Raw genomic sequence first — 21,077 nt, 5'->3', positions numbered from 1 at the left:
CCGACACCGATCGGTGTCGGCCCCCGGTGCGCCTTGCGGGCGTTCGCGGATCAGTGGCCGCGGTCCAACCATTCCTGGACGTGCCCGGCCTCTGAGCCGATCGTCGTCGAGTCGCCGTGCCCGGTGAGCACCACGGTTTCTGGAGCCAGGACCAGAAGGCGCTCGCGGATCGACTCGACGATGGTGGGGAAGTCCGAGTAGGAACGGCCCGTTGCGCCGGGGCCACCCTGGAAGAGGGTGTCACCGGAAAACACCACACCCAGTTCCGGGCTGTGGAAGCACACGGAACCGGGGGAGTGGCCCGGCGTGGACAGAACGGTCAGCCCGATGCCGTCCAGTTCGAAGACCTCCCCGTCGGTCAACTCGTGATCCGGGGCGGTATCGGGATGGACGCTGTCCCAGAGCATCCGATCCGCTGGGTGCAGATGGATCTGACCACCGATGAGCGCTGCGGTGTCCTGCGCGGCGCGGATGTGGTCGTCGTGACCGTGGGTCAGGAGGATGCCTTTGACCGTGCGTCCACCGACCGCCTCTGCGACGACGGCCGGGGAGTGGGCGGGATCGATCACAAAGCACTCGTCGTCGTTGCCCACGACCCACACGTTGTTGTCCACGTCCCACGTTCCCCCGTCCAGGGAGAACGTGCCACTGGTGACGCAGTTCTGGACCCGAACGCGGCCGTCGGCCGATTCCTTGACGATCTCGGTCATCACTGGACCTCCTGGTCGGCGAGGGTGTGCAGATTCTCCAGTTCGACCACCGAGCGCAGGACCTTGCTCTCGCGCATCTTGGTGAAGGCCGGTTCGACGTCGTTGATCGAGATACGTTCGGACACGAACCCGTCCAGGTCCAGGTTCCCCAACCGGTAGTGGTCAACGAACATCGGGAAGTCACGATTGGGCAGGCAGTCGCCGTACCACGCGGACTTGATGGACCCGCCGCGACCGAACACCTGGTCCAGCGGAATCTCCCACGTGGTCCCCGGATCCGGAACCCCGACCAGGACCATGCGCCCGGCCAGGTCGCGTGCTTCGAAGGCCTGCTGGAAGGTCTTGGCAATGCCCACGGCGTCGATCACCAGATCAGCCCCGTTTCCGTCCGTCAGTTCCTGGATCGCGGCCACCGGGTCCTGGTTGCGTGAGTTCACGAGGTCGGTGGCACCGAATCCCTGCGCGGTGGCAAGCTTTTCGTCGTCCAGGTCCACGGCGATGATGCGCGTGGCTCCGCCCAGCTTGGCCCCGGCGACGGCGGCCGTCCCCACCCCGCCGCAGCCGAAGACGGCCACGGTCTCACCGCGCTTGAGCGCCCCGGTGTTCAACACGGCGCCCAGCCCGGCGGTGACGCCGCAGCCCAGCAGGCCAACGGCCGCGTACTGCGAGGGTTCCAGGTCGCCGTCGATCTTGGTGCACTGCCCGGCGGCCACCAGCGTCTTCTCCGTGAAGGCGCCGATGCCCAGAGCGGGGGTGAGCTCGGTTCCGTCCTGCAATGTCATCTTGGTGCTCGCGTTGTGGGTGGCGAAGCAGTACCAGGGCTCTCCGCGACGGCAGGCCCGGCATTCACCACACACGGCGCGCCAGTTGAGGATCACCCGATCGCCGACCGCCAGGCCCGTCACGCCCTCGCCCAGCGCGGACACCACGCCCGTGGCCTCGTGCCCCAACAAGAAAGGGAAGTCATCCGAGACACCGCCCACCTGGTAGTGGTGGTCGGTCTGGCACACTCCGCAGGTGAGAACGTCCACCAGCGCCTCACCGGGGCCCGGGTCGGGAACCAGGATCGTCTCGACGACGGCGGGTTCGTTCTTGGCCTTGACGACGACGGCCTTGACCTCATGCATGGATTGACTCCGCTTTCGTGGTTGGCGTGCAGGGTGCCACCAGTCTAGGGGCACAAAGGACACGGCCAACCGGTCAGCTTCATCAGGAAGCCACCCGGTCGGCCGTGTCCTCGACTCGTGTCCGACGCCCGGTGCGTCAGCGGGTACGGGTCCGCTCGCGTTCCAGGACCTGCTTGGCGTCACCGTCAAAATTGGCGACCTCCGCGCGGCCCTCGGACCCCCCGTCCTTACCCTGAGAGCGGTAGTCCACGGTCTCGTTGGCCAGGCGGACCTTGCGGCCTTCCTCGACCAGCTTCTCGTGCTTGGTCAATGCCTTGGTCACCGTCTTGACGTCTCTGGGAGGCAGGTGAAGCATCTCCTCGGACGGGATGCCCGCCTCGAGTTCACGGCCACGCTGGATCTCGGCATCGATTTCAGCGCCCAACAGCAGGACGTTGTTGAAGATCCAGATTCCCAACAGGCCCAGGATCACGCCACCGATGACCCCGTATGTCGAGGTCTGGGAGGCGAACTGGGTGGCATAGACGGAGAAGGCCGCGCCGGCCACGATCGCGCCGACAATTGCGAACAGCGCACCCGGGGAGACCCACTTGAACTTGGGCTGCTGGACGTTCGGCGTGAAGTAGTAGAGCACTGCCACGAGCAGGACCAGCAGCAACAGGATCACGGGCCACTTGGCGATGTTCCACACCATCACGCTGGTCTCGCCGAGACCGATCAGGTCACCGACCGATCGAGCGATCCCGCCGGACAGGAGGACCATGAGGAAGACCAGGACCACGGTGATGACGACGAACAAAGTCACCCCCAGCATGGTTGCCTTGTGTTTGACGAATCCGCGGCCTTCGGAGATGTCGTAGACCCGGTTCATGGCGCGGGAGAACGCACCGACGTAGCCCGATGCCGTCCACAGACCGGATGCGACACCGATGATCAATGCGGCCAGGCCGGCTCCGCTCGAGCTGGCGAGGTTACTGATCGTGGGTTCCAACAGCGTGTTGAGTTCGGCCGGGACCCTGCCGGAGAGGAAGTCCGTGATCGCCTTGGTGGTCTGCTCACCCTGCCCGAAGACACCCAGCAGAGACACCACGGCCAGCAGACCGGGGAAAACGGACAGGACGGTGAAGTAGGTCAAGGACGCTGCCAGGTCCGTGCAGCCGTCCTGCGTGAACTCAGCCAGTGCGCGCTTGAAGACGTACATCCAGGAGCGCTTGGAGACGTCTCCGGGGCTGTTGGGTTTGGACCTGCTCTCCGTGGCGGGTGCCTCCGCCCGCTCGAGGGTTTCGCGAAGGGTGTTCTTGGACACGTCGTCTCCATTCCTGTGTGACAGGGTCACCCCGTAGCTGCTCATCGATGGGGGACCGACGAGTGGTGTACAGCATGAAGGATGCCTCCCATCAGTTTACTGATGGGAGGCATCTGGACGTGCCACATCACGCCGTCCGGTCTTGGGCGATGCAGACCAGGTTGCGGGTGACGCGCAAAAGCTGTCGGGTCAGTCTCGAAGGCTCTGCCGTAAGCGGTCGGACAAACGGGTCAGGATCCGCAGTTCCTCCGGGTCCAGACCGTTGGCCATGAGTTCGTGCACGTGGCGGTCGAAGTGCTCAGCGATCCGCGCCTGTAGGTCATGACCGTCCTCGGTCAGACGGATCCGCAGGCCCCGCAGGTCCTGGGGGTCCTGCCAGCGGTGGACCAGGCCTTTAGACTCGAGACGTTCCAGCATGCGGGAGAGGCTCGACTGGGTCAGCAGGACGTACTCGTTGAGTTCGTTCAACCGGATTCCGCGGTCATCTGCCCGGGAGAGGTTGAACAGGACGTCGTACTCGCGCATGGAAAGATCAGCGAATTCTTCGCGACGCTGCAACCGACGCATCACCGTGACCTGTGCACGGTACAGCGCTTCCCAGGCTGCCGTGGAGGTCTCCACGGGGTCATTTGTGGTTTCTCTGATGGGCACGGAGCAATAGTAAGCGAAGTGATTCCGATTGGCCGGGCCTGGTCGTCCGCCATTGTGTGGCAATTTCGTTGAATTGGCATAGACCATCACAAGTGGATCTCGGGGGGGGGTCAGTCGCGTTCGGGCCCGGAAACGGGCATCGACGGCGACGGCCGGTGCGGCGTCGCCGTCGATGACTGCTTCGTGCGGCAGGTGACGGGCACTTCCCCTGGAGGTCAGTGCGTGAAACTCACTTGATGCCCAGAACTCCGCCGGTGTGTCCCATGATCTCGTCGGCCAGACGCGGATCGTCGTCGAGCGTGCGGCCGTAGGCGGGGATCAGTTCCGTAAGTCGGGACTGCCAGGTGCCCTTGTGCTGCGGGAAACACTTGGCCAACAGGTCCAGCATGATCGGCACAGCGGTCGAGGCTCCGGGGGAGGCACCCAGCAGCCCGGCGATGGACCCGTCCTCGGCGGTGATGAGCTCGGTCCCGAACTGGAGGACGCCGCCCTTCTCCTTGTCCTTGCGCATGACCTGCACGCGCTGACCGGCGTGAACTAGCTCCCAGTCGTCGCCGTCGGCCGTGGGGTAGTACTCCTGCAACGCCTCGACCCGCTGTTCCTTGTTCTTCATGAGCTCCGAGATCAGGTACTTGACCAGATCCAGGTTGGCCAGGCCCGCGCGGGTCATGGGGTACAGGTTGTCGGTGCGCACGGAACGCGGCAGGTCGAAGAGCGAGCCCTGCTTGAGGAAGTTCGGCTTGAAGCCGCCGTAGGGGCCGAACAACAGCGACTTCTCGCCGTTCTCGAACCGGGTGTCCAGGTGCGGGACGGACATCGGGGGAGCGCCCACGGAGGCCTGGCCGTAGACCTTTGCGTTGTGTTGTTCGGCGATCTCCGGCTTGGTGTTGCGCAACCAGAGACCGGAGACGGGGAAGCCGCCGAACCCCTTGATCTCCGGGATCCCCGACTTCTGCAACAACGGCAGTGCTCCGCCACCCGCGCCGACGAAGACGAACTTGGCCCGGATCTCCCGACTGTCCTCGGAATCCAAACGATTGGTGGTGCAGGCGGTCCAGGTTCCGTCCGACTCCTTGTTGAGGTTGCTCACCTGCGTTCCCGTGCGGACCTCGGCACCGTTGGCCGACATGTGGGCGACCAGCTGACGGGTGAGTTCACCGAAGTTGACGTCAGTGCCTTCCGGCGCGAACGTGGCCGCCACGGATTCGGAGCCGCGGCCGCGCATGGTCAAAGGAGCCCACTGCGCCAGCTGGTCACGGTCCTCGGAGTACTCCATGCGTTCGAAGAGCTTGTGCTGCTTGAACGCCTCGTGGCGTGCCTTCAGGTAACGCACGTGATCGTCGTTGAAGACCATCGAGATGTGCGGGACGGGGTTGATGAAATCGGAGGCCTGGCCCAGCTTGCCTTCCTCAACCATGGTGGCCCAGAACTGGCGGGAGGTCTGGAACTGCTCGTTGATGGTCACGGCCTTGGCGGTGCCAACGGTCCCGTCGGCCTTCATGGGGGCGTAGTTCAACTCGCACAGTGCGGAGTGGCCCGTGCCTGCGTTGTTCCAGACGCCCGAACTCTCCTTGCCGATCTCGTCCAGGCGCTCGACAAGGGTGATCTTCCAGGTCGGCTCCAGCTCGGTGAGCAGGGCACCCAAGGTGGCCGACATGATGCCGCCTCCCACCAGCAGTACGTCTGTGGACTCGGTGGTTGTCGCGTGCTTCACTACGTGCTCTCCTGTCGTCTCGCGCGGGCCTTTCTTCGCGATCCCGGTCCCGCGCACATAGATACCACCAGGTTAGTCCTCGCTGCGCCCGCGGTGCACACCGACCGGATGGAGCTCCCGGTATCAGTCCTGGTTGATCTGGATCGCGTTGAAATCCTCGAATCCGGTCGAGCTGAGAGGGAAGGATGCCGTGCGGGAATCAACGGCCACGCCGCTGGTGGGGAACGCGAGCGGGAGGGCCGCCTTTTCCATCGTCGCCCTGCGGTTGACCCGCCGGTACAGGTCCTGCCGATCGTCCCCATCCGACGACTGGGCCGCCTGATCCACCAGGTCGCGCAGCATCTCGGAATCCAGGTCGAGCTCCGGGGTGGGGGCACTGAACAGCGTCGAGGCGAAGTAGTCCGGGTCGCGGAAGCCGCCGTCGGCACCGAACAGGAACATGTCGTGCTCCTCCGAACGGGTGCGAAGTGTCTCCGCGTACACGCTCCACGGGACGGGTACCGGGGTGATCTCGAACCCCGCACGGGCGAGGGAGGCGGAGATGTCCGCGTAGAGCCGTTCCGGTTCCAATGCCCATTGGCGGGAGGCGCCCGTGGGATACAGGAAGCGTAACGGTGTCCCGTCGTACTTCGACTTCTTGAGCAGGTCGCGTGCCTGCTGGGGGTTGTACCCGGGGTAGCCGAGGTCGTCGTCGGGGACGTTGAACCGCGCGGGCAGGAACTCCTGTGCGATCGTCGTCCCCTCCGGGAAATGGTCGCGGACGATCGCCTGCCGGTCCACGGAGGCCATGAGGGCCTCGCGGAGGTTGATGTCGCTGAGCAGCCCAGAGCCACCGTGAATACCCAGGTATGCCACGGAGTAGGGGTCGCGCTGGAGCACCTGTACGGCCTCCCGAGCCAGGGGGGCGAAGGCGTCCAACCCCACGAGGTCGTATCCGTCCACTCGTCCAGTACGCAGTGCGACGTAGCGCAGCTCTGAGTCCGGGATGGCCACGAACTCCAGGGTTCCCAGGGGGCCCAACTCGCCCCAGTACGTGTCGGCCACCTCGAGAATCACTGACTGCCCGGGTCGCTGACCCGCACCGGCTTCAAGGCCCTCCCGGACCTTGAAGGGCCCGGTCCCGACAGGCGAGGTACCCACGGAGTCCGAACTGATGCAATTGGGGGCCGCGATGCCGAACGCGGGATGGGTCAAGGCCTTGGGCAACGCCGGGTAGGGGCGGGTGAGGTGGATCCGGATCTTGTGCGAATCCACGGCCTCGCAGGCGCGATAGACCGATCCCTGGGGTGTTCCCCGACGAAAAACGGCATCGAACAAGCTGTGTCGGCCGGTCGAGGTGTCACGCACCGAGGCGGCGGCCCAGCGGTCCAGGTTACGCACGACCGCTTCGGCGTCGAAGGTGGACCCGTCGTGGAACAGGACGTCGTCGCGCAGGGCGAAGTCCCAACTCAACCCGTCCTCGGACGCGCGCCAGGCCGTGGCCAAGGCGGCGGTCGGGTCTCCGGTGAGCGGGTCGGGTGCGACCAGACCGTCGAGTACCTGCCGGGCGATGCGGTTGGTCTCGAGGTTGTCCGTGAGGGACGGATCAAGCGTCGGGGCCGTGGCGGCATTGGCGAACACGTAGTGCGCCTCGGGCACCTCGCGTGAGGGGGTGCTGTCGGGGTCGGAACCCTCTGAAGTGCCGCAGCCCGCCAGGACCGTCACGGTCGCTCCGGCCAGGAAAGCGCGTCGGGAGTACCGGCTCACCACGCAAACTCCCTTCCTGGTTCCCTCACGAACCGGGCACGGAGGCCCGTCGGTGCGCGAGGCGGGACTTGAACCCGCACGCCGGAGCACAGGAACCTAAATCCTGCGTGTCTGCCAATTCCACCACTCGCGCGTAGGCCCCGCGGTGTGCTGCGGGGCCGAACGATTGTACCGAGAACTCGGGGCCGCCTCAGTCGGACAGGCCGAGGTCCCGGCGCAACTTGGCCACGTGACCCTTGGCCCGCACGTTGTACTGCGCGACTTCCACGGCACCCGACTCGTCGACGACGACAGTGGAGCGGATGAGCCCCTCGTAGACCCGTCCGTAGTTGTTCTTCTCGCCCCAGGCGCCCCAGGCCTCCGCAACGGCGTGGTCGGGGTCCGACAGCAGCGGGAAGGTGAGGGACTGCGCGTCCGTGAACTTCTGGAGGGCAGCCTGGCTGTCCGGCGAAATGCCGACCACGCGGTATCCGTCCGAGGTGAAGCTGGCCAGGTTGTCGCGGAAGTCGCAGGCCTGAGTGGTGCACCCGGGCGTCGAGGCCTTGGGGTAGAAGTAGACGATCACCTTGGTGCCGGCGAAATCGGACAGCGACACAGGGGAACCGCTCTGATCGGTCAGGGTGAAGTCGGGAGCCTTCTGGCCCGGGGTCAGTGCGTGGCGCATGGGAGTCCTTTCCTTTCGTGCACTCTGCCTGCAGAGTCCTTGATTCATCATGCCCTGCTCGGGGGACACCGCGATGGCTCGTGATCGGCCGTGCGCTTCCGAGGCCTCGCCCGGTGACCCCTGGTGTACGGCAGCGGTGCGTTGTAATGTGTAAGCACCCTTAGTCAAGTGTTTCCCTCGTCATGGGTATAATCACGTCATGCCCAAGAATTCCCAGTGGCCCACCAATCGGCTCTTGTCCACAGCGGCGCGCCTCGTCGAACATTCGTGGAATGAACGCCTCGCCTCGCTGGGGATCACGCATGCCGGTGTCATGGCTCTCGACGTCCTGGAGGCCCAGGGCGGACTGACCCAGGCTCGTCTCGCGCAAGAGGTCCGCGTCCAGGCCCAGACCATGGGCAAGACGCTGCACCGCCTCGAAATCCACGGTCACGTGACGCGGAGCCGGAACCTCAATGACCGACGCAGCCACCTCGTCGTCATCACCGAAGAGGGGCGTCGCGTCCTGGCCGAGGCCACGCGTGTGGAAGAAGATCTCACGGGGGACGGTGCCCTTGCGGACGAGCAGTTGCGGCGCTCCCTGGCTCACATCGTCACCACGCTCGGCGGAACCCGGTGGAAGCTGAAGGTGGACTCCGACGGTGAGGTCCACGAAGTCGGAGGTTCCACGGCGCCGAGTTCGGAAACGCCAATGGTCGGTGTTGATCCGGAGATCGCCCCGCGTTGATCTGCCTCCGCGCACAGTTCTGAGTCACGCCCCGCGAAGCTCCTGCTCGGTGCTTCCCGGGGCGGTTCTGTTTCATCCGGCATCAATTCTGACCGGCGCCGAACGCAAAAAAGCTTGTGGCCCGCATCGAAACGTCGATGCGGGCCACAAGCTGTGTGGTGCGCCCCCACGGACTCGAACCGTGAACCCGCTGATTAAGAGTCAGCTGCTCTGCCAATTGAGCTAGAGGCGCATGTCGTGGCTGCTGGCCACGGCGGTAAACAGTACCACATTCCGGGGCGGTTGTTCGCCACCTCTGCCTGCCGTCCGGTCGCAGGTGAATCACCCGGAGGGCGATTCCCATGGACCTTCTGGCGGTGCCGGAATGTTGTACGCAGACCGTCTGGGCCGGACAACGAGCCGGTACTTTACGCCGTCGGTCCGCGGAGGTCCATTCGAGGCGGGAAATGTGGGTTGTCTCACGATGTGAAACACGCTGACCGCTGTTTGACACGGGTCCCGTAGCGGCGGACCATGAACTCATGCAGTGCATCACGGTTGAGGCAGAGGCGCCCGTCGACAAGATCGTCGGCGAGATTCTCGATGTCGTAGTAGAGCCGGTCGTCCTCGTCGGACGACGGGCCTGACGCCGTACACCGCACGCGCACCGGGCCCCGAAAGCCGCTCCACCAGGCGGCCGGGGCCTTCTTCGTGTCTGACCCACACCGCGGACGACGGCGGGGCGAGTGCACCACAACCATGGATCCTCGAGCGGGCACGGACGGCGCGGGAGCGACCCCCTTGCCCGGCCTTGCGGATGCGACCGGCCAGTATCGATGGAATCGATTGAATTGAAGGACGCGAGATGAGTAAGGGACAACCCATCAGCCCGGCACTGATGGCCAACAAGCGGACCGGCACGTCCCCCGCCGAGCGGCGTGCCGCCGGCGAAGCCTCGGGCGTCGTCGTTCCGGAGGTCCCCGGAGACCAGAACGTCGTGGAACCGGTGTCGATGACCGGTTCGCAGGCCGTCATCCGTTCCCTCGAGGAACTCGGTGTCACGGACGTCTTTGGCCTTCCCGGCGGGGCAATTCTCCCGACCTACGACCCGCTGCTCGAGACGGAGACCATCAATCACATCCTGGTCCGCCACGAGCAAGGTGCTGGGCACGCCGCGCAGGGATACGCGTTGGCTTCCGGGAAGGTGGGTGTGTGCATCGCGACCTCGGGACCGGGTGCCACCAACCTCGTGACAGCGCTGGCCGACGCGAACATGGACTCGGTGCCCATGGTGGCCATCACCGGTCAGGTGGCCTCCACCCTGATCGGCTCCGACGCCTTCCAGGAGGCGGACATCGTGGGCATGACCATGCCCATCACCAAACACTCGTATCTGGTGACCAAGTCGCAGGACATCCCGCGAGTCCTGGCCGAGGCCTTCCATCTCGCCGCCACCGGGCGTCCGGGCCCCGTGTTGGTGGACATCGCCAAGGACGCCCAGGTGGGTCAGATGGAGTTCTCCTGGCCGCCCGTGCTCGACCTTCCGGGGTACCGTCCGGTGGCTCGGGGCCACTCCAAGCAGATCCGTGAAGCGGCTCGTCTCATGGCGCAGGCCCAGCGTCCGGTCCTGTACGTCGGTGGCGGTACGGTCAAGGCCGATGCGGCCGACTCCCTGCTCGAGTTGGCGACGGCCACGGGCGCCCCCGTGGTGACCACGCTGACCGCCAGGGGAGTGTTCCCCGATTCCCATGACCAGCACCTGGGCATGCCCGGGATGCACGGCACCGTCCCGGCCGTGTACGCGATGCAACAGGCGGATCTGCTCATCACGCTCGGGGCTCGCTTCGACGACCGTGTCACGGGCGTGCTCAGCACCTTCGCTCCGGGTGCCAAAGTGATCCACGCCGACGTCGACCCCGCGGAGATCTCCAAGAACCGCACCGCCGACGTGCCGATCGTGGGCGACCTGGCCTCGATCATTCCCGAACTCACGGAAGCCTTCCGGGCGGAGACGGAGGAGGCCGGTACGCCCGACCTGTCCGCCTGGTGGCGCGTGCTCAGCGGCCTGCGCGATTCCTATCCGCTGGGATGGACGCCCACCGAGGACGGGCTGCTGGCGCCGCAGTACGTGATCCAGAAGCTCTCCGAACTCACCGGGCCCGACGCCTGCTACGTGGCCGGCGTGGGGCAGCACCAGATGTGGTCCGCCCAGTTCGTCAAGCACGAGCGTCCGCGCCAGTGGATCAACTCGGCGGGTCTGGGAACCATGGGCTTCGCCGTCCCGGCGGCCATGGGCGCCAAGGTGAGTCAGCCGGACCGGGTCGTGTGGGCCATCGACGGCGACGGCTGCTTCCAGATGACCAACCAGGAACTGGCGACCTGCGCCCTGAACAACATTCCGATCAAGGTCGCGGTGATCAACAATTCGTCGTTGGGCATGGTGCGCCAGTGGCAGACGCTGTTCTACGACGGCCGCTACTCCCACACCCACCTGAACACGGGCCACGACACCGTTCGGATCCCGGACTTCGTGAAGCTCGGTGACGCCTACGGCTGCGCAACCTTCCGCTGTGAGCGCGAGGAGGACGTGGAAGCCACCATCAAGGCGGCACTTGAAGTCAACGACCGCCCCGTGGTCATCGACTTCGTGGTCTCGGCCGACGCCATGGTGTGGCCCATGGTGCCCGCGGGTGTGTCCAACGACCAGATCCAGATCGCCCACAACATGACCCCCGAGTGGGTCGGAGAAGACGAAGGAGCAGGGGCATGAGCCGCCACACCCTTTCCGTGCTGGTCGAGGACAAACCGGGCGTCCTGACCCGTGTGGCCGGCCTGTTCGCCCGCCGCGCCTTCAACATCGACCAGCTTGCCGTGGGCAACACCGAAGTTCCCGGCCTGTCCCGCATCACGGTCGTCGTCGACGCCGACGGCGAAGCCCTGGAACAGGTCACCAAGCAGCTCAACAAGCTCATTCACGTGATCAAGATCGTGGAGTTGGCACCGGAGACCTCGGTGCAACGCGAACACATCATGATCAAGGTCCGCGCCGACGCCGCAACCCGGCTTCAGGTCACCCAGGCCGCGGACCTGTTCAGAGCCTCGATCGTCGACGTCTCCACCGACTCGGTCGTCATCGAAGCCACGGGGGCCACGGAGAAACTCAAGGCCTTACTCGACGTCCTTGAGCCATTCGGCGTTCGAGAGATCGTCCGGGCCGGTACGCTGGCGCTCGGACGTGGCCCCAAGTCGATGTCCGACCGGGCGCTGCGGCACTGAGCCGCTCGCCCCGGGCCCGGGCACCTCGTACTTCTCACCACACACCACGACCTGCAGTGGGCAGGTCGAGCAACTGCAGCACTAAGGAGACACATCCCCATGGCAGCTGAGATCTTCTACGAAGACGACGCAGACCTCTCGATCATCCAGGGCCGCAAGGTCGCCGTGATCGGTTACGGCTCCCAGGGCCACGCCCACGCCCTCAACCTGCGAGATTCCGGCGTCGACGTCCGTGTGGGCCTGTCGGAGGGCTCCTCCTCCCGGGCCAAGGCGGAGGCCGAAGGCCTGACCGTCAAGACCGTCGCCGAGGCCGCGGCCGAGGCCGACGTGATCATGATCCTGACCCCGGACCAGGTCCAGCGCACGGTCTACGCGGACGCGATCCAGCCGAACCTCAAGGACGGCGACATCCTGCTGTTCGCCCATGGGCTGAACATCCGCTTCGGCTACATCGAGGCCCCGCAGGGCGTCGACGTCGCCATGGTTGCCCCCAAGGGCCCCGGGCACACCGTGCGCCGCGAGTACGAGGCCGGTCGTGGCGTTCCCTGCCTGGTCGCCGTCGAGGTGGACGCCTCCGGAAAAGCCCAGGAAATCGCCCTGTCCTACGCGAAGGCCATCGGCGGTACCCGCGCCGGCGTCATCAAGACCACCTTCACGGAGGAGACCGAGTCCGACCTGTTCGGCGAGCAGGCCGTCCTGTGCGGTGGCATGTCCCACCTGGTCCAGTACGGCTTCGAGACCCTGACCGAGGCCGGCTACCAGCCGGAGATCGCCTACTTCGAGGTCCTGCACGAACTCGAGCTGATCGTCGACCTGATGGTCGAGGGCGGCATCTCCAAGCAGCGGTGGTCCATCTCCGACACCGCCGAGTACGGCGACTACGTCTCCGGTCCGCGCGTGATCGACCCGTCCGTCAAGGAGAACATGAAGGCCGTGCTCTCCGACATCCAGGACGGCACCTTCGCCCGCCGGTTCATGGAGGACCAGGACGCCGGAGCTCCCGAGTTCAAGCAGCTCCGCGAGAAGGAGGAGGGCCACCCGATCGAGGCAACCGGTCGCGAACTGCGGAAACTTTTCGTTTGGACTGACTCGGATTCCGACTACACTGAAGGAACCGCTGCCCGCTGAGCCCCCGCTCGGCGTTGAGCAGGCACATCATGTGCCACTGAGTTTGCGTGGAGTACTCGGTTCAGATCTTCCCGTCTTCCCTGACTGAGGTTTCACGACGACGGCGCCCCGCTCACCTGATCAGGTGGGCGGGGCGCCGTCGTTCTTGGGGTCGGGGAGACCCGGCCGGATCAGCTCAGGAGGCTGCCGAGGCCCCCCGAGCTGCCGGACGAGGAAGCCCCGACCACGGGGGTGCCCTCCGAGGGCTGCACGACCACGAACCCTGGGCCGTGGAAGGCCAGCTGGAAGGCTTCACCGGAGCCCCCGCGGAACATTCCGGAGAAGTTGAAGTCGTTCTTGATGGACGGAGCCAGGTTGGCCGACCAGCACACGGCCGCCTGGGGATCCACGAAGGTCGGTTGCTGTGAGGCGTCCAGGACCATGGGGTCGCCGTCGGAACAGACCGCCACGTATCCGTGGCCGGAGAGTTCCAGGTTGAACAGGCCACCGGCGAGCATGCCCGCGCCCTGGACGCGACGGATGTCCCAGCTCAGGGACGAATCGAAGGCCAGCAGCGAGGATGAGTTGACCGTGATGGCTTCGCCTTCCAGCAACAGCAGGAAGATGAAGCGGCTCTGGCGGGCGAAGAAGACCTCACCCTGGCCGGAGACGCGCATCATGGGTGCGTCCTCGTTGGTCAGTGCCTTCTTGAGGAACTTCCCCACGGAGCCCGAGCCTTCGTGCTTGAACGACATCTGACCCTGGTAGGCGACCATGGCGCCCTTCGTCGCGATGATGTCCTGCGTCATGTTGACCCGGAGCATCTTCTTGGACTGAAGCGCCCACTGGTCCTGGGTCTGGCGTTCCATGTGTTCGGGGGCGAAGAGTTCGCTGCGCATGAGGATCCTTTCAGGAGGGCCCGGACCGGGCCGGGAGAGTTCCGACGGTGCCAGCTTGGCACGTCCGATTGCAAATGTAAATCCATGACGCCGGTGGGATTCGCGCGTTGCTCTCGACGCTACGATGGGGCGCGTGACTTCCGAGGTAACCGCAGCCGAGACCGATGCCCGCCCCACGTTCTACGTGACCACCGCGATCTCCTATCCCAACGGCGCCCCTCACATCGGACACGCCTACGAGGCCATCGCCACGGACACCCTGGCGCGCTTCAAGCGACTGGACGGGTACGACGTCCGGTTCATGACCGGCACGGACGAGCACGGTCAGAAGATGCAGCAGACCGCGGAGAAGGAAGGCATCAGCCCCAAGGAACTGGCCGACCGCAATGCCGCCGCGTTCAAGGCCATGGACGACGCACTCGGCGTGTCCTACGACCGCTTCATCCGCACCACCGACGACGACCACACCGTGGCCTCGCAAGCGATCTGGGAACGGATGGAGGCCAACGGGGACATCTACCTGGACTCGTACTCCGGGTGGTACTCGGTGCGTGACGAGGCGTTCTACGGCGAGGACGAAACCGAGGTCCGTGTCGACGGGCTGCGCTACTCCAAGGAGACCGGGACCGAGCTGACCTGGACGGAGGAGGCCTCCTACTTCTTCCGACTCTCGGCCTACCAGGACCGGCTGCTGGAGCTCTACGAGGGGGAGGGGTTCCTGTACCCGGAGGCACGGCGCAACGAGATCGCCGAGTTCGTCCGTTCCGGATTGCGTGACCTCTCCATTTCCCGGACGACCTTCGACTGGGGGGTTCCCGTGCCCGGGGACCCCGAACACGTCATGTACGTGTGGGTGGATGCCCTGACCAACTACCTCACCGGCGTGGGTTTCCCGGCCACGGACGACGACGCCTTCACCCGCTACTGGCCGGCCGACGTCCACGTGATCGGCAAGGACATCGCCCGCTTCCACTCCGTGTACTGGCCGGCGTTCCTGTGGTCGGCCGGACTGGAGTTGCCGCGCAAGGTCTTCGCCCACGGGTTCCTCTACAACCAGGGCGAGAAGATGTCGAAGTCCGTGGGCAACGTGATCGACCCGCACGCGCTCATCGGTGAGTATGGGCTGGATCAGGTGCGCTTCTTCCTTCTGCGCGAAGTCTCGTTCGGGCAGGACGGGTCCTATTCGCACGACGGCATCGTCTCGCGGATCAACGCGGATCTTGCCAACGACCTGGGGAACCTGGCCCAGCGGTCTTTGTCCATGGTGGCCAAGAACTGCGACGGGGCCGTGCCGGACATGGGTGAGCTGACGGAGGCCGACCGCGCCATCCTGGACGCCGCCCACGACCTGCTGGGGCCCGTCCGGGAAGCCTTCGACGGACTCCAGTTCCATCGAGCGCTCGAGGCCATCTGGCGCGTGGTCGCCGACTGCAACCGCTACTTCACGGCCCAGGAGCCCTGGGTTCTGCGCAAGACCGATCCGGCCCGGATGCAGACCGTCCTGTGGACCACCCTGGAAGTGGTGCGCGTGGTGGCGCTGTTGGTGCAGCCCGTCATGCCCACGTCCGCGGAAAAGCTCCTGGATGTCCTGGGGCAGCCCGAGGACCGCCGCCAGATCGCGGACATCTCCGAACGCATCGTGGTGGGCACGGCCCTGCCGAAGCCCACGCCAGTGTTCCCGCGTTACGAGGAGCCGGCTGCCCTCCAGGGGTGAGCATTCCGGGGCGAGGTCCCTGGCTCCCGACTGGTCCAGATAGTGAGATGATCTTTTGACATGTGGGACAGCCGTCACGAGCGGTCCTAAGGTTGTGAGCATGAGCGAGCCCACATCTCCCGCACCCCCGGAAGCCTCGGAACCCGCAGCCGGGACGTCGCCAGAAGGCGCAGGGGTGTCCACGACCCATCGGATCGCGGTCATCCCCGGAGACGGCATCGGACCGGAGGTCGTGGCCGAGGCCGAGAAGGTCTTGGAAGCGGCATGTGTGCCCGCGGGTATCGCTCTCGAGAAGAAGTCCTTCCCCCTCGGCGCCGAACACTGGCTGGCCACGGGCCAGACCCTGCCCGAGGAGACTCTCGAGGAGATCCGTGATCAGGACGCCATCCTGTTCGGCGCGGTGGGGGCCGCTCCCGGGGACACCCGGATCCCTTCGGGGCTGATCGAGCGTGACATCCTGCTCAAGTTGCGTTTCAGCCTCGACCACTACGTGAACCTTCGACCCTCCGAGCTGTTTCCCGGCACGGTTTCGCCGTTGCGCGATCCCGGGGAGGTCGACTTCGTCGTCGTCCGCGAAGGTACCGAGGGGCCGTACGCGGGTAACGGTGGGGTGCTGCGCCAAGGCACGGACCAGGAGATCGCCACCGAGGTTTCGCTGAACACGGCCCACGGGGTGCGGCGTCTGGTGCGGTTCGCCTTCGAACTGGCCAACTCCCGCGAGCGCAAGAAGCTCACCCTGGTGCACAAACACAACGTCCTGGTCAATGCCGGGCACCTCTACCAGCGGACCGTCAATGCCATGGCGGCCGAGTACCCGGACGTCACGGTCGACTACCTGCACGTGGACGCCGTGACGATCTTCATGACCACGGACCCGTCCCGGTTCGACGTCCTGGTCACGGACAACCTTTTCGGTGACATCATCACCGACCTTGCCGGAGCCATCACGGGCGGGATCGGCCTGGCACCGTGTGGGAACATCAATGCGGACCGTACGGCGCCGTCCATGTTCGAACCGGTGCACGGCTCCGCCCCGGACATTGCGGGGCAACAGAAGGCCAACCCCGTGGCCACCATCCTGGCCGGGGCCATGATGCTCGAGCACCTCGGTCACCCCGAGCAGGCCGAGCAGATCCGTGGCGCGGTGCGTCATGACCTGGAGGTCAACGGTGTCCAGGCCAGGTCCACCGCCAAGATCGGCGACGCGATCGTCGCCGCGCTTCAGGCCTGAACCGCCACTGCCGTGCCGTAGCGGCCGGCCGCAGCACAACCGACGGGGCGCAGCTCCGAACTTTTCCCGAGGACCCGATGCACATGACTCACGAACCGTCTTCCACAGCCCCCTCGACCAGCACCGCTGGGGTCGATTCCCGGGAGTTCGTCAAGACCCTGAACCCCGCCCCGGCGACTTCGGCACGTCGGGACGCGATCCTGGCGAATCCGGGCTTCGGCCAGTACTTCACCGACCACATGATCCAGATCCAGTGGACGGGGAACATCGAACAGGGCACCGGGCAGTGGCAGCAGCCGACCCTGGTCCCGTACGGCCCGCTCGCCCTGGACCCGGCTGCGGCCGTCCTTCATTACGGTCAGGAGATCTTCGAAGGTCTCAAGGCCTACCGGCACGACGACGGCTCGGTTTGGACCTTCCGCCCGGAGAAGAACGCGGCCCGGCTCAACCGTTCGGCCGAACGCATGGCGTTGCCCGCTCTGCCCGAGGACCTGTTCCTGGACTCCTTGCGCACGCTGGTCGAACAGGATCGTGACTGGGTGCCCGACGGGGAAGGGCAGTCGCTCTACCTGCGGCCCTTCATGATCGCCAACGAGACGTTCTTGGGCGTGCGGCCCTCCCGCGAGGTGCTCTACTCCGTGATCGCCTCCCCGGCCGGGAACTACTTCGGCGAGGCGAAGGCCGTGGACATCTGGTTGTCCGAGCACTGGGCCCGGGCGGGCCGTGGCGGCACTGGTGCCGCGAAGTGCGGCGGCAACTACGCCGCGTCCCTCATCGCGCAGATGGAGGGCGATGCCCACGGCTGCCAGCAGGTCATCTTCACCGACCCCGACAGGGACGAGGCCATCGAGGAACTCGGCGGCATGAACGTCTTCTTCGTGTTCGACGACGGCACCCTGGTCACCCCCGAACTGACGGGAACGATCCTCGAGGGCGTGACCCGCGATTCCATCATCCAGCTGGCCAAGGACCGGGGTATGACGGTCGAGGAGCGGGCCTTCACCCTGGAGGAATGGCGCGACGGTGTGGCCTCCGGGAAGCTGACCGAGGTCTTCGCGTGTGGAACGGCCGCCGTGATCTCCCCGGTCGGTCGTCTGATCAGCGCACAGGAGACCATCGGACCCGAGGACGCAGAGCCGGGCGAGGTCACCATGTCCTTGCGCAAGGAGCTGCTGGACATCCAGACGGGTCGTGGCGAAGACCGCCACGGATGGCTCACGCGCCTCGCCTGACCGGCTTGGTTCGCCCCCGCCGTCGGATTCACTAGCCTGGACCCATGCGTATCGCCCGTTTCACTGCAGAAGACGAGATCCACTACGGCCTGGTCCAGGGAGAGGAAGGCGAGGAGCGCGTCGTGCCCCTGGCCGGTGACCCGTTCTTCAACGGCATCCAACCGGTCGAGGGGACCTCGTGGGCGCTCGAGGACATCCGTCTCCTGGCCCCCGTGATCCCGCGGTCGAAGATCGTCTGCGTGGGCCGCAACTACGCCGACCACGCCAAGGAGATGGGCAACGAACTGCCCACCAGCCCCTTGCTGTTCTTCAAGCCCAACACCTCGGTCACGGGTCCCGGTGACCCCGTGACCCTGCCGTCGTGGACCGAAGAAGTGTCCTACGAAGCCGAACTGGCGGTCGTCATCGGCCGAATCTGCAAGGACGTTCCGGTCGACAAGGTCGACGAGGTGGTCTTCGGTTACACCTGCGCCAACGATCTGACGGCGCGGGACGCCCAGCGCACGGACGGCCAGTGGGCCCGGGCCAAGGGCTTCGACGGCGCGTGCCCGCTGGGGCCCTGGATCGAGACCGAGCTGGACACCTCCGAGCTCCAGGTGCGCTCGTTCGTCAACGACGACCTCAAGCAGGACGGGAACACCTCCCAGATGGTGTTCGGCGTGGCCGATCTGATCTCCTACGTCTCCAGCGCCTTCACGCTGCTGCCCGGGGACGTGTTGCTCACAGGCACCCCGGCCGGGGTGGGAACTGTCGACGAAGGTGACCGTCTGGACGTGGAGATCGAAGGCATCGGGAAGCTCGCAACCGTCCTGCGGCGCTGAGCTCCGCTCGGGGGATCGGCGGCTGCCAATAGAATGGCGACCATCATGACTGAGACACCCCAGACCGATCCCGCCACAGACCTGACCTCCGATGCGGCTGCCCCTGAGTCGGCCGCCTCCGAGCCGGCCGCCGTCGACACGGCGTCGACCAAAGACCTGCCGCTGACCGCTTCGGCGGTTTCTGCGGGTACCGAAGAAGCCACGGGGGCAGACGTGCGTGTGCGCTTCTGCCCGTCGCCCACCGGCACGCCGCACGTGGGGCTCATCCGCACCGCGCTGTTCAACTGGGCCTACGCGCGCCACACCGGCGGCAAGCTCGTGTTCCGGATCGAGGACACCGACGCCGCCCGCGACTCCGAGGAGTCCTTCGAACAGCTCCTGGACGGCCTGGGTTGGCTGGGCATCACGTGGGACGAGGGCGTGACGGTCGGTGGCCCGCACGAACCGTACCGCCAGTCCCAGCGTGGCGAGATCTACCAGGACGTCATCGCCAAGCTCAAGGACGCCGGGGCGATCTACGAGTCCTACTCGACCCCCGAAGAGGTCGAACAGCGCCACCGTGATGCCGGACGCGACCCCAAGCTGGGCTACGACAACTTCGACCGGGAGCTGTCCGCAGAACAGATCGCAGCGTTCCGCGCCGAAGGCCGTGAACCCGTGCTGCGCCTGCGCATGCCGGACGAAGCCATCGTCTTCAACGACCTGGTCCGCGGGGAGATCACCTTCGCCGCCGGTTCCGTGCCGGACTTCGTCGTCGTGCGAGCCAACGGCAAGCCGCTGTACACCCTGGTCAACCCCGTGGACGACGCGCTCATGCGGATCACCCACGTGCTGCGCGGCGAGGACCTGCTCTCCTCCACACCCCGACAGATCGCCCTGTACCGTGCCCTGGTGGCCATCGGCGTCGCCGAGCGCGTGCCCGAATTCGGTCACCTGCCGTACGTCATGGGGGAGGGCAACAAGAAGCTCTCCAAGCGCGACCCCGAATCGAGCCTGTTCAATCTTCGGGACGCGGGCTTCATCCCGGAGGGCCTGCTCAACTACCTGGCGTTGCTCGGCTGGTCCCTGTCGGCCGATCAAGACGTCTTCACCCAGGACGAGTTCGTGGCCGCCTTCGATGTGCACGACGTGTTGGCCAATCCCGCGCGCTTCGACCTCAAGAAGGCCACGGCCATCAACGGTGACCACATCCGTCGCCTGGACCCGCAGGACTTTCGTGATCGCCTGGTGCCCTACCTGCAGGCCGGGGGCGTGCTGGGCGAGGAACTCACTGCCCGGGAGAACGAAATCCTGGACCAGGCGGCGCCGTTGGTGCACACCCGCATGGACCTGCTGGGAGATGCCGTGGGGTTGCTGCGTTTCCTGTTCGTCAGCGACGAGTCCCTCGAGTACGACGACAAGGCCGTGTCCAAGCTCAAGGACAACGCAGGCGAAGTGTTGGCCGCCACTCGCGGAGCACTCGCGAACCTCGAGGACTTCACGGCAGAGCCCATCCAGGCAGCATTGCGTCAGGTCCTGGTGGAGGAGATGGAGATCAAGCCCCGCCTGGCCTTCGGCCCGGCCCGGGTGGCGGTCTCCGGACAGCAGATCTCTCCGCCGCTGTTCGAGTCCATGGAGATTCTGGGCCGGCAGTCCACGCTCGCGCGCCTCGACCGCCTGGCCGGGATGATCGGCTGACGAGCCGCCCGTCACTGCGGGGCCCGGAGATTTGCCGGGCCCCGCAGTGACGGGTATAGTCTTAGCTCGTTGCGCGCGGCCGGCGAGGTTCCGACCTCCGGTACGACGTGCGCAGTGGGGTATGGTGTAATTGGCAACACAACGGTTTCTGGTACCGTCATTCTAGGTTCGAGTCCTGGTACCCCAGCGGCCCCATCGTATAGCGGCCTAGTACTCCGCCCTCTCACGGCGGCAACACCGGTTCGAATCCGGTTGGGGTCACTCCGCTTACATTTCCTCACCGCATCAGCGGTGGGGAAATTCTGCTGAAAGCACGCCGCAACGCGTGTTCCGGTGGTTCAACCACCACATGCCCGGCTTGCGCCGGTCAGCCGCGGCCCCATCGTATAGCGGCCAAGTACTCCGCCCTCTCACGGCGGCAACACCGGTTCGAATCCGGTTGGGGTCACACCTGCCGAATGCCTCGGACGCCCATGACGGGCTCCGGGGCATTGGT

At 65.9% G+C, this 21,077-nt stretch carries 17 protein-coding genes and 5 tRNA genes; 12 read left to right on the top strand and 10 right to left on the bottom strand.

What is annotated here, in order from left to right:
* Positions 1 to 50 precede the first annotated feature (50 nt).
* From EDL96_RS07690 to bcp, 8 genes are all read right to left on the bottom strand, one after another.
* Positions 51 to 710, bottom strand: a complete 660-nt coding sequence (locus tag EDL96_RS07690; RefSeq protein ID WP_123825208.1) for an MBL fold metallo-hydrolase — start codon at positions 708 to 710, stop codon at positions 51 to 53.
* Positions 710 to 1,837, bottom strand: coding sequence for an S-(hydroxymethyl)mycothiol dehydrogenase (locus EDL96_RS07685; protein ID WP_123825207.1), 1,128 nt, complete (start codon positions 1,835 to 1,837; stop codon positions 710 to 712). Before EDL96_RS07685 ends, EDL96_RS07690 begins: the two co-directional genes overlap by 1 nt.
* A gap of 136 nt (positions 1,838 to 1,973) precedes the next feature.
* The gene (locus EDL96_RS07680) at positions 1,974 to 3,143 is read right to left on the bottom strand and encodes a YihY/virulence factor BrkB family protein (RefSeq protein ID WP_233568767.1); all 1,170 of its coding nucleotides are present in this window, start codon (positions 3,141 to 3,143) and stop codon (positions 1,974 to 1,976) included.
* A 189-nt stretch (positions 3,144 to 3,332) separates the two neighbouring features.
* Positions 3,333 to 3,794: a MarR family winged helix-turn-helix transcriptional regulator gene (locus EDL96_RS07675; protein WP_407656922.1), complete on the bottom strand. Its 462-nt coding sequence runs from the start codon at positions 3,792 to 3,794 to the stop codon at positions 3,333 to 3,335.
* Between the two features lie 229 nt (positions 3,795 to 4,023).
* Positions 4,024 to 5,508: a malate:quinone oxidoreductase gene (locus EDL96_RS07670; RefSeq protein ID WP_123825204.1), complete on the bottom strand. Its 1,485-nt coding sequence runs from the start codon at positions 5,506 to 5,508 to the stop codon at positions 4,024 to 4,026.
* Positions 5,509 to 5,631: 123 nt separating this feature from the next.
* Positions 5,632 to 7,254 (bottom strand): ABC transporter substrate-binding protein, encoded by a 1,623-nt coding sequence (locus tag EDL96_RS07665; RefSeq protein ID WP_158609545.1) that lies wholly within the window; start codon positions 7,252 to 7,254, stop codon positions 5,632 to 5,634.
* A gap of 53 nt (positions 7,255 to 7,307) precedes the next feature.
* A tRNA-Leu gene (locus EDL96_RS07660) sits at positions 7,308 to 7,387 on the bottom strand.
* A gap of 57 nt (positions 7,388 to 7,444) precedes the next feature.
* Positions 7,445 to 7,918 (bottom strand): thioredoxin-dependent thiol peroxidase, encoded by a 474-nt coding sequence (bcp, locus tag EDL96_RS07655; protein ID WP_123825202.1) that lies wholly within the window; start codon positions 7,916 to 7,918, stop codon positions 7,445 to 7,447.
* 199 nt (positions 7,919 to 8,117) lie between these two features.
* On the opposite strand from bcp, the gene EDL96_RS07650 reads away from it, so the two are divergent.
* Positions 8,118 to 8,645, top strand: a complete 528-nt coding sequence (locus EDL96_RS07650; RefSeq protein ID WP_123825201.1) for a MarR family winged helix-turn-helix transcriptional regulator — start codon at positions 8,118 to 8,120, stop codon at positions 8,643 to 8,645.
* Between the two features lie 156 nt (positions 8,646 to 8,801).
* Here EDL96_RS07650 and EDL96_RS07645 read toward each other — a convergent pair.
* Positions 8,802 to 8,877, bottom strand: a tRNA-Lys gene (locus EDL96_RS07645).
* Between the two features lie 612 nt (positions 8,878 to 9,489).
* Here EDL96_RS07645 and EDL96_RS07640 point away from each other — a divergent pair.
* From EDL96_RS07640 to ilvC, 3 genes are all read left to right on the top strand, one after another.
* Positions 9,490 to 11,394, top strand: coding sequence for an acetolactate synthase large subunit (locus EDL96_RS07640; RefSeq protein ID WP_123825200.1), 1,905 nt, complete (start codon positions 9,490 to 9,492; stop codon positions 11,392 to 11,394).
* On the top strand, positions 11,391 to 11,900 hold the full coding sequence (gene ilvN / locus EDL96_RS07635) for an acetolactate synthase small subunit (RefSeq protein WP_123825199.1): 510 nt from the start codon (positions 11,391 to 11,393) through the stop codon (positions 11,898 to 11,900). Before EDL96_RS07640 ends, ilvN begins: the two co-directional genes overlap by 4 nt.
* Before the next feature lie 99 nt (positions 11,901 to 11,999).
* A complete protein-coding gene (ilvC, locus tag EDL96_RS07630) occupies positions 12,000 to 13,028 on the top strand; it encodes a ketol-acid reductoisomerase (protein ID WP_123825198.1) in 1,029 nt (342 codons plus the stop codon).
* A 170-nt stretch (positions 13,029 to 13,198) separates the two neighbouring features.
* Here ilvC and EDL96_RS07625 read toward each other — a convergent pair whose 3' ends face one another.
* Positions 13,199 to 13,906 carry an AIM24 family protein gene (locus tag EDL96_RS07625; RefSeq protein ID WP_123825197.1) on the bottom strand — a complete coding sequence of 236 codons (708 nt, stop codon included), beginning with the start codon at positions 13,904 to 13,906 and terminating at the stop codon, positions 13,199 to 13,201.
* A 133-nt stretch (positions 13,907 to 14,039) separates the two neighbouring features.
* Here EDL96_RS07625 and metG point away from each other — a divergent pair, with 133 nt between their 5' ends.
* The 8 genes from metG to EDL96_RS07585 all read left to right on the top strand — a co-directional run bounded on the left by metG (position 14,040) and on the right by EDL96_RS07585 (position 21,029).
* The gene (gene metG / locus EDL96_RS07620; RefSeq protein WP_233568766.1) at positions 14,040 to 15,620 is read left to right on the top strand and encodes a methionine--tRNA ligase; all 1,581 of its coding nucleotides are present in this window, start codon (positions 14,040 to 14,042) and stop codon (positions 15,618 to 15,620) included.
* A 100-nt stretch (positions 15,621 to 15,720) separates the two neighbouring features.
* Complete coding sequence (locus EDL96_RS07615; RefSeq protein WP_123825195.1) at positions 15,721 to 16,851, top strand: 3-isopropylmalate dehydrogenase; 1,131 nt, start codon at positions 15,721 to 15,723, stop codon at positions 16,849 to 16,851.
* A gap of 83 nt (positions 16,852 to 16,934) precedes the next feature.
* Complete coding sequence (locus EDL96_RS07610; protein WP_199732562.1) at positions 16,935 to 18,083, top strand: branched-chain amino acid aminotransferase; 1,149 nt, start codon at positions 16,935 to 16,937, stop codon at positions 18,081 to 18,083.
* A 44-nt stretch (positions 18,084 to 18,127) separates the two neighbouring features.
* Entirely contained in the window at positions 18,128 to 18,904 is a 777-nt protein-coding gene (locus tag EDL96_RS07605) for a fumarylacetoacetate hydrolase family protein (RefSeq protein ID WP_123825193.1), read from the top strand.
* A gap of 45 nt (positions 18,905 to 18,949) precedes the next feature.
* Positions 18,950 to 20,581, top strand: a complete 1,632-nt coding sequence (gene gltX / locus EDL96_RS07600; protein WP_123825192.1) for a glutamate--tRNA ligase — start codon at positions 18,950 to 18,952, stop codon at positions 20,579 to 20,581.
* Positions 20,582 to 20,696: 115 nt separating this feature from the next.
* A tRNA-Gln gene (locus EDL96_RS07595) sits at positions 20,697 to 20,768 on the top strand.
* Position 20,769: 1 nt separating this feature from the next.
* Positions 20,770 to 20,842: transfer RNA gene (locus EDL96_RS07590), tRNA-Glu, on the top strand.
* Positions 20,843 to 20,956: 114 nt separating this feature from the next.
* Positions 20,957 to 21,029 (top strand) — tRNA-Glu (locus EDL96_RS07585).
* The last annotated feature ends 48 nt before the right edge of the window (positions 21,030 to 21,077 follow it).

Source organism: Kocuria soli (assembly GCF_003797835.1).
Classification (GTDB): Bacteria; Actinomycetota; Actinomycetes; order Actinomycetales; family Micrococcaceae; genus Kocuria; species Kocuria soli.
The sequence above is the reverse complement of the archived record's forward strand: the minus strand, read 5'-3'. Positions and strand labels throughout refer to the sequence as shown.

What these genes read in the sequence shown, in the direction of transcription:
- EDL96_RS07690 (WP_123825208.1), bottom strand. Translation starts at nt 710, where the DNA reads ATGACCGAGATCGTCAAGGAATCGGCCGACGGCCGCGTTCGGGTCCAG.
- ilvC (WP_123825198.1), top strand. Translation starts at nt 12,000, where the DNA reads ATGGCAGCTGAGATCTTCTACGAAGACGACGCAGACCTCTCGATCATC.
- bcp (WP_123825202.1), bottom strand. Translation starts at nt 7,918, where the DNA reads ATGCGCCACGCACTGACCCCGGGCCAGAAGGCTCCCGACTTCACCCTG.
- EDL96_RS07685 (WP_123825207.1), bottom strand. Translation starts at nt 1,837, where the DNA reads ATGCATGAGGTCAAGGCCGTCGTCGTCAAGGCCAAGAACGAACCCGCC.
- EDL96_RS07650 (WP_123825201.1), top strand. Translation starts at nt 8,118, where the DNA reads ATGCCCAAGAATTCCCAGTGGCCCACCAATCGGCTCTTGTCCACAGCG.
- EDL96_RS07610 (WP_199732562.1), top strand. Translation starts at nt 16,935, where the DNA reads ATGACTCACGAACCGTCTTCCACAGCCCCCTCGACCAGCACCGCTGGG.
- gltX (WP_123825192.1), top strand. Translation starts at nt 18,950, where the DNA reads ATGACTGAGACACCCCAGACCGATCCCGCCACAGACCTGACCTCCGAT.
- EDL96_RS07625 (WP_123825197.1), bottom strand. Translation starts at nt 13,906, where the DNA reads ATGCGCAGCGAACTCTTCGCCCCCGAACACATGGAACGCCAGACCCAG.
- EDL96_RS07605 (WP_123825193.1), top strand. Translation starts at nt 18,128, where the DNA reads ATGCGTATCGCCCGTTTCACTGCAGAAGACGAGATCCACTACGGCCTG.
- EDL96_RS07615 (WP_123825195.1), top strand. Translation starts at nt 15,721, where the DNA reads ATGAGCGAGCCCACATCTCCCGCACCCCCGGAAGCCTCGGAACCCGCA.
- ilvN (WP_123825199.1), top strand. Translation starts at nt 11,391, where the DNA reads ATGAGCCGCCACACCCTTTCCGTGCTGGTCGAGGACAAACCGGGCGTC.
- EDL96_RS07640 (WP_123825200.1), top strand. Translation starts at nt 9,490, where the DNA reads ATGAGTAAGGGACAACCCATCAGCCCGGCACTGATGGCCAACAAGCGG.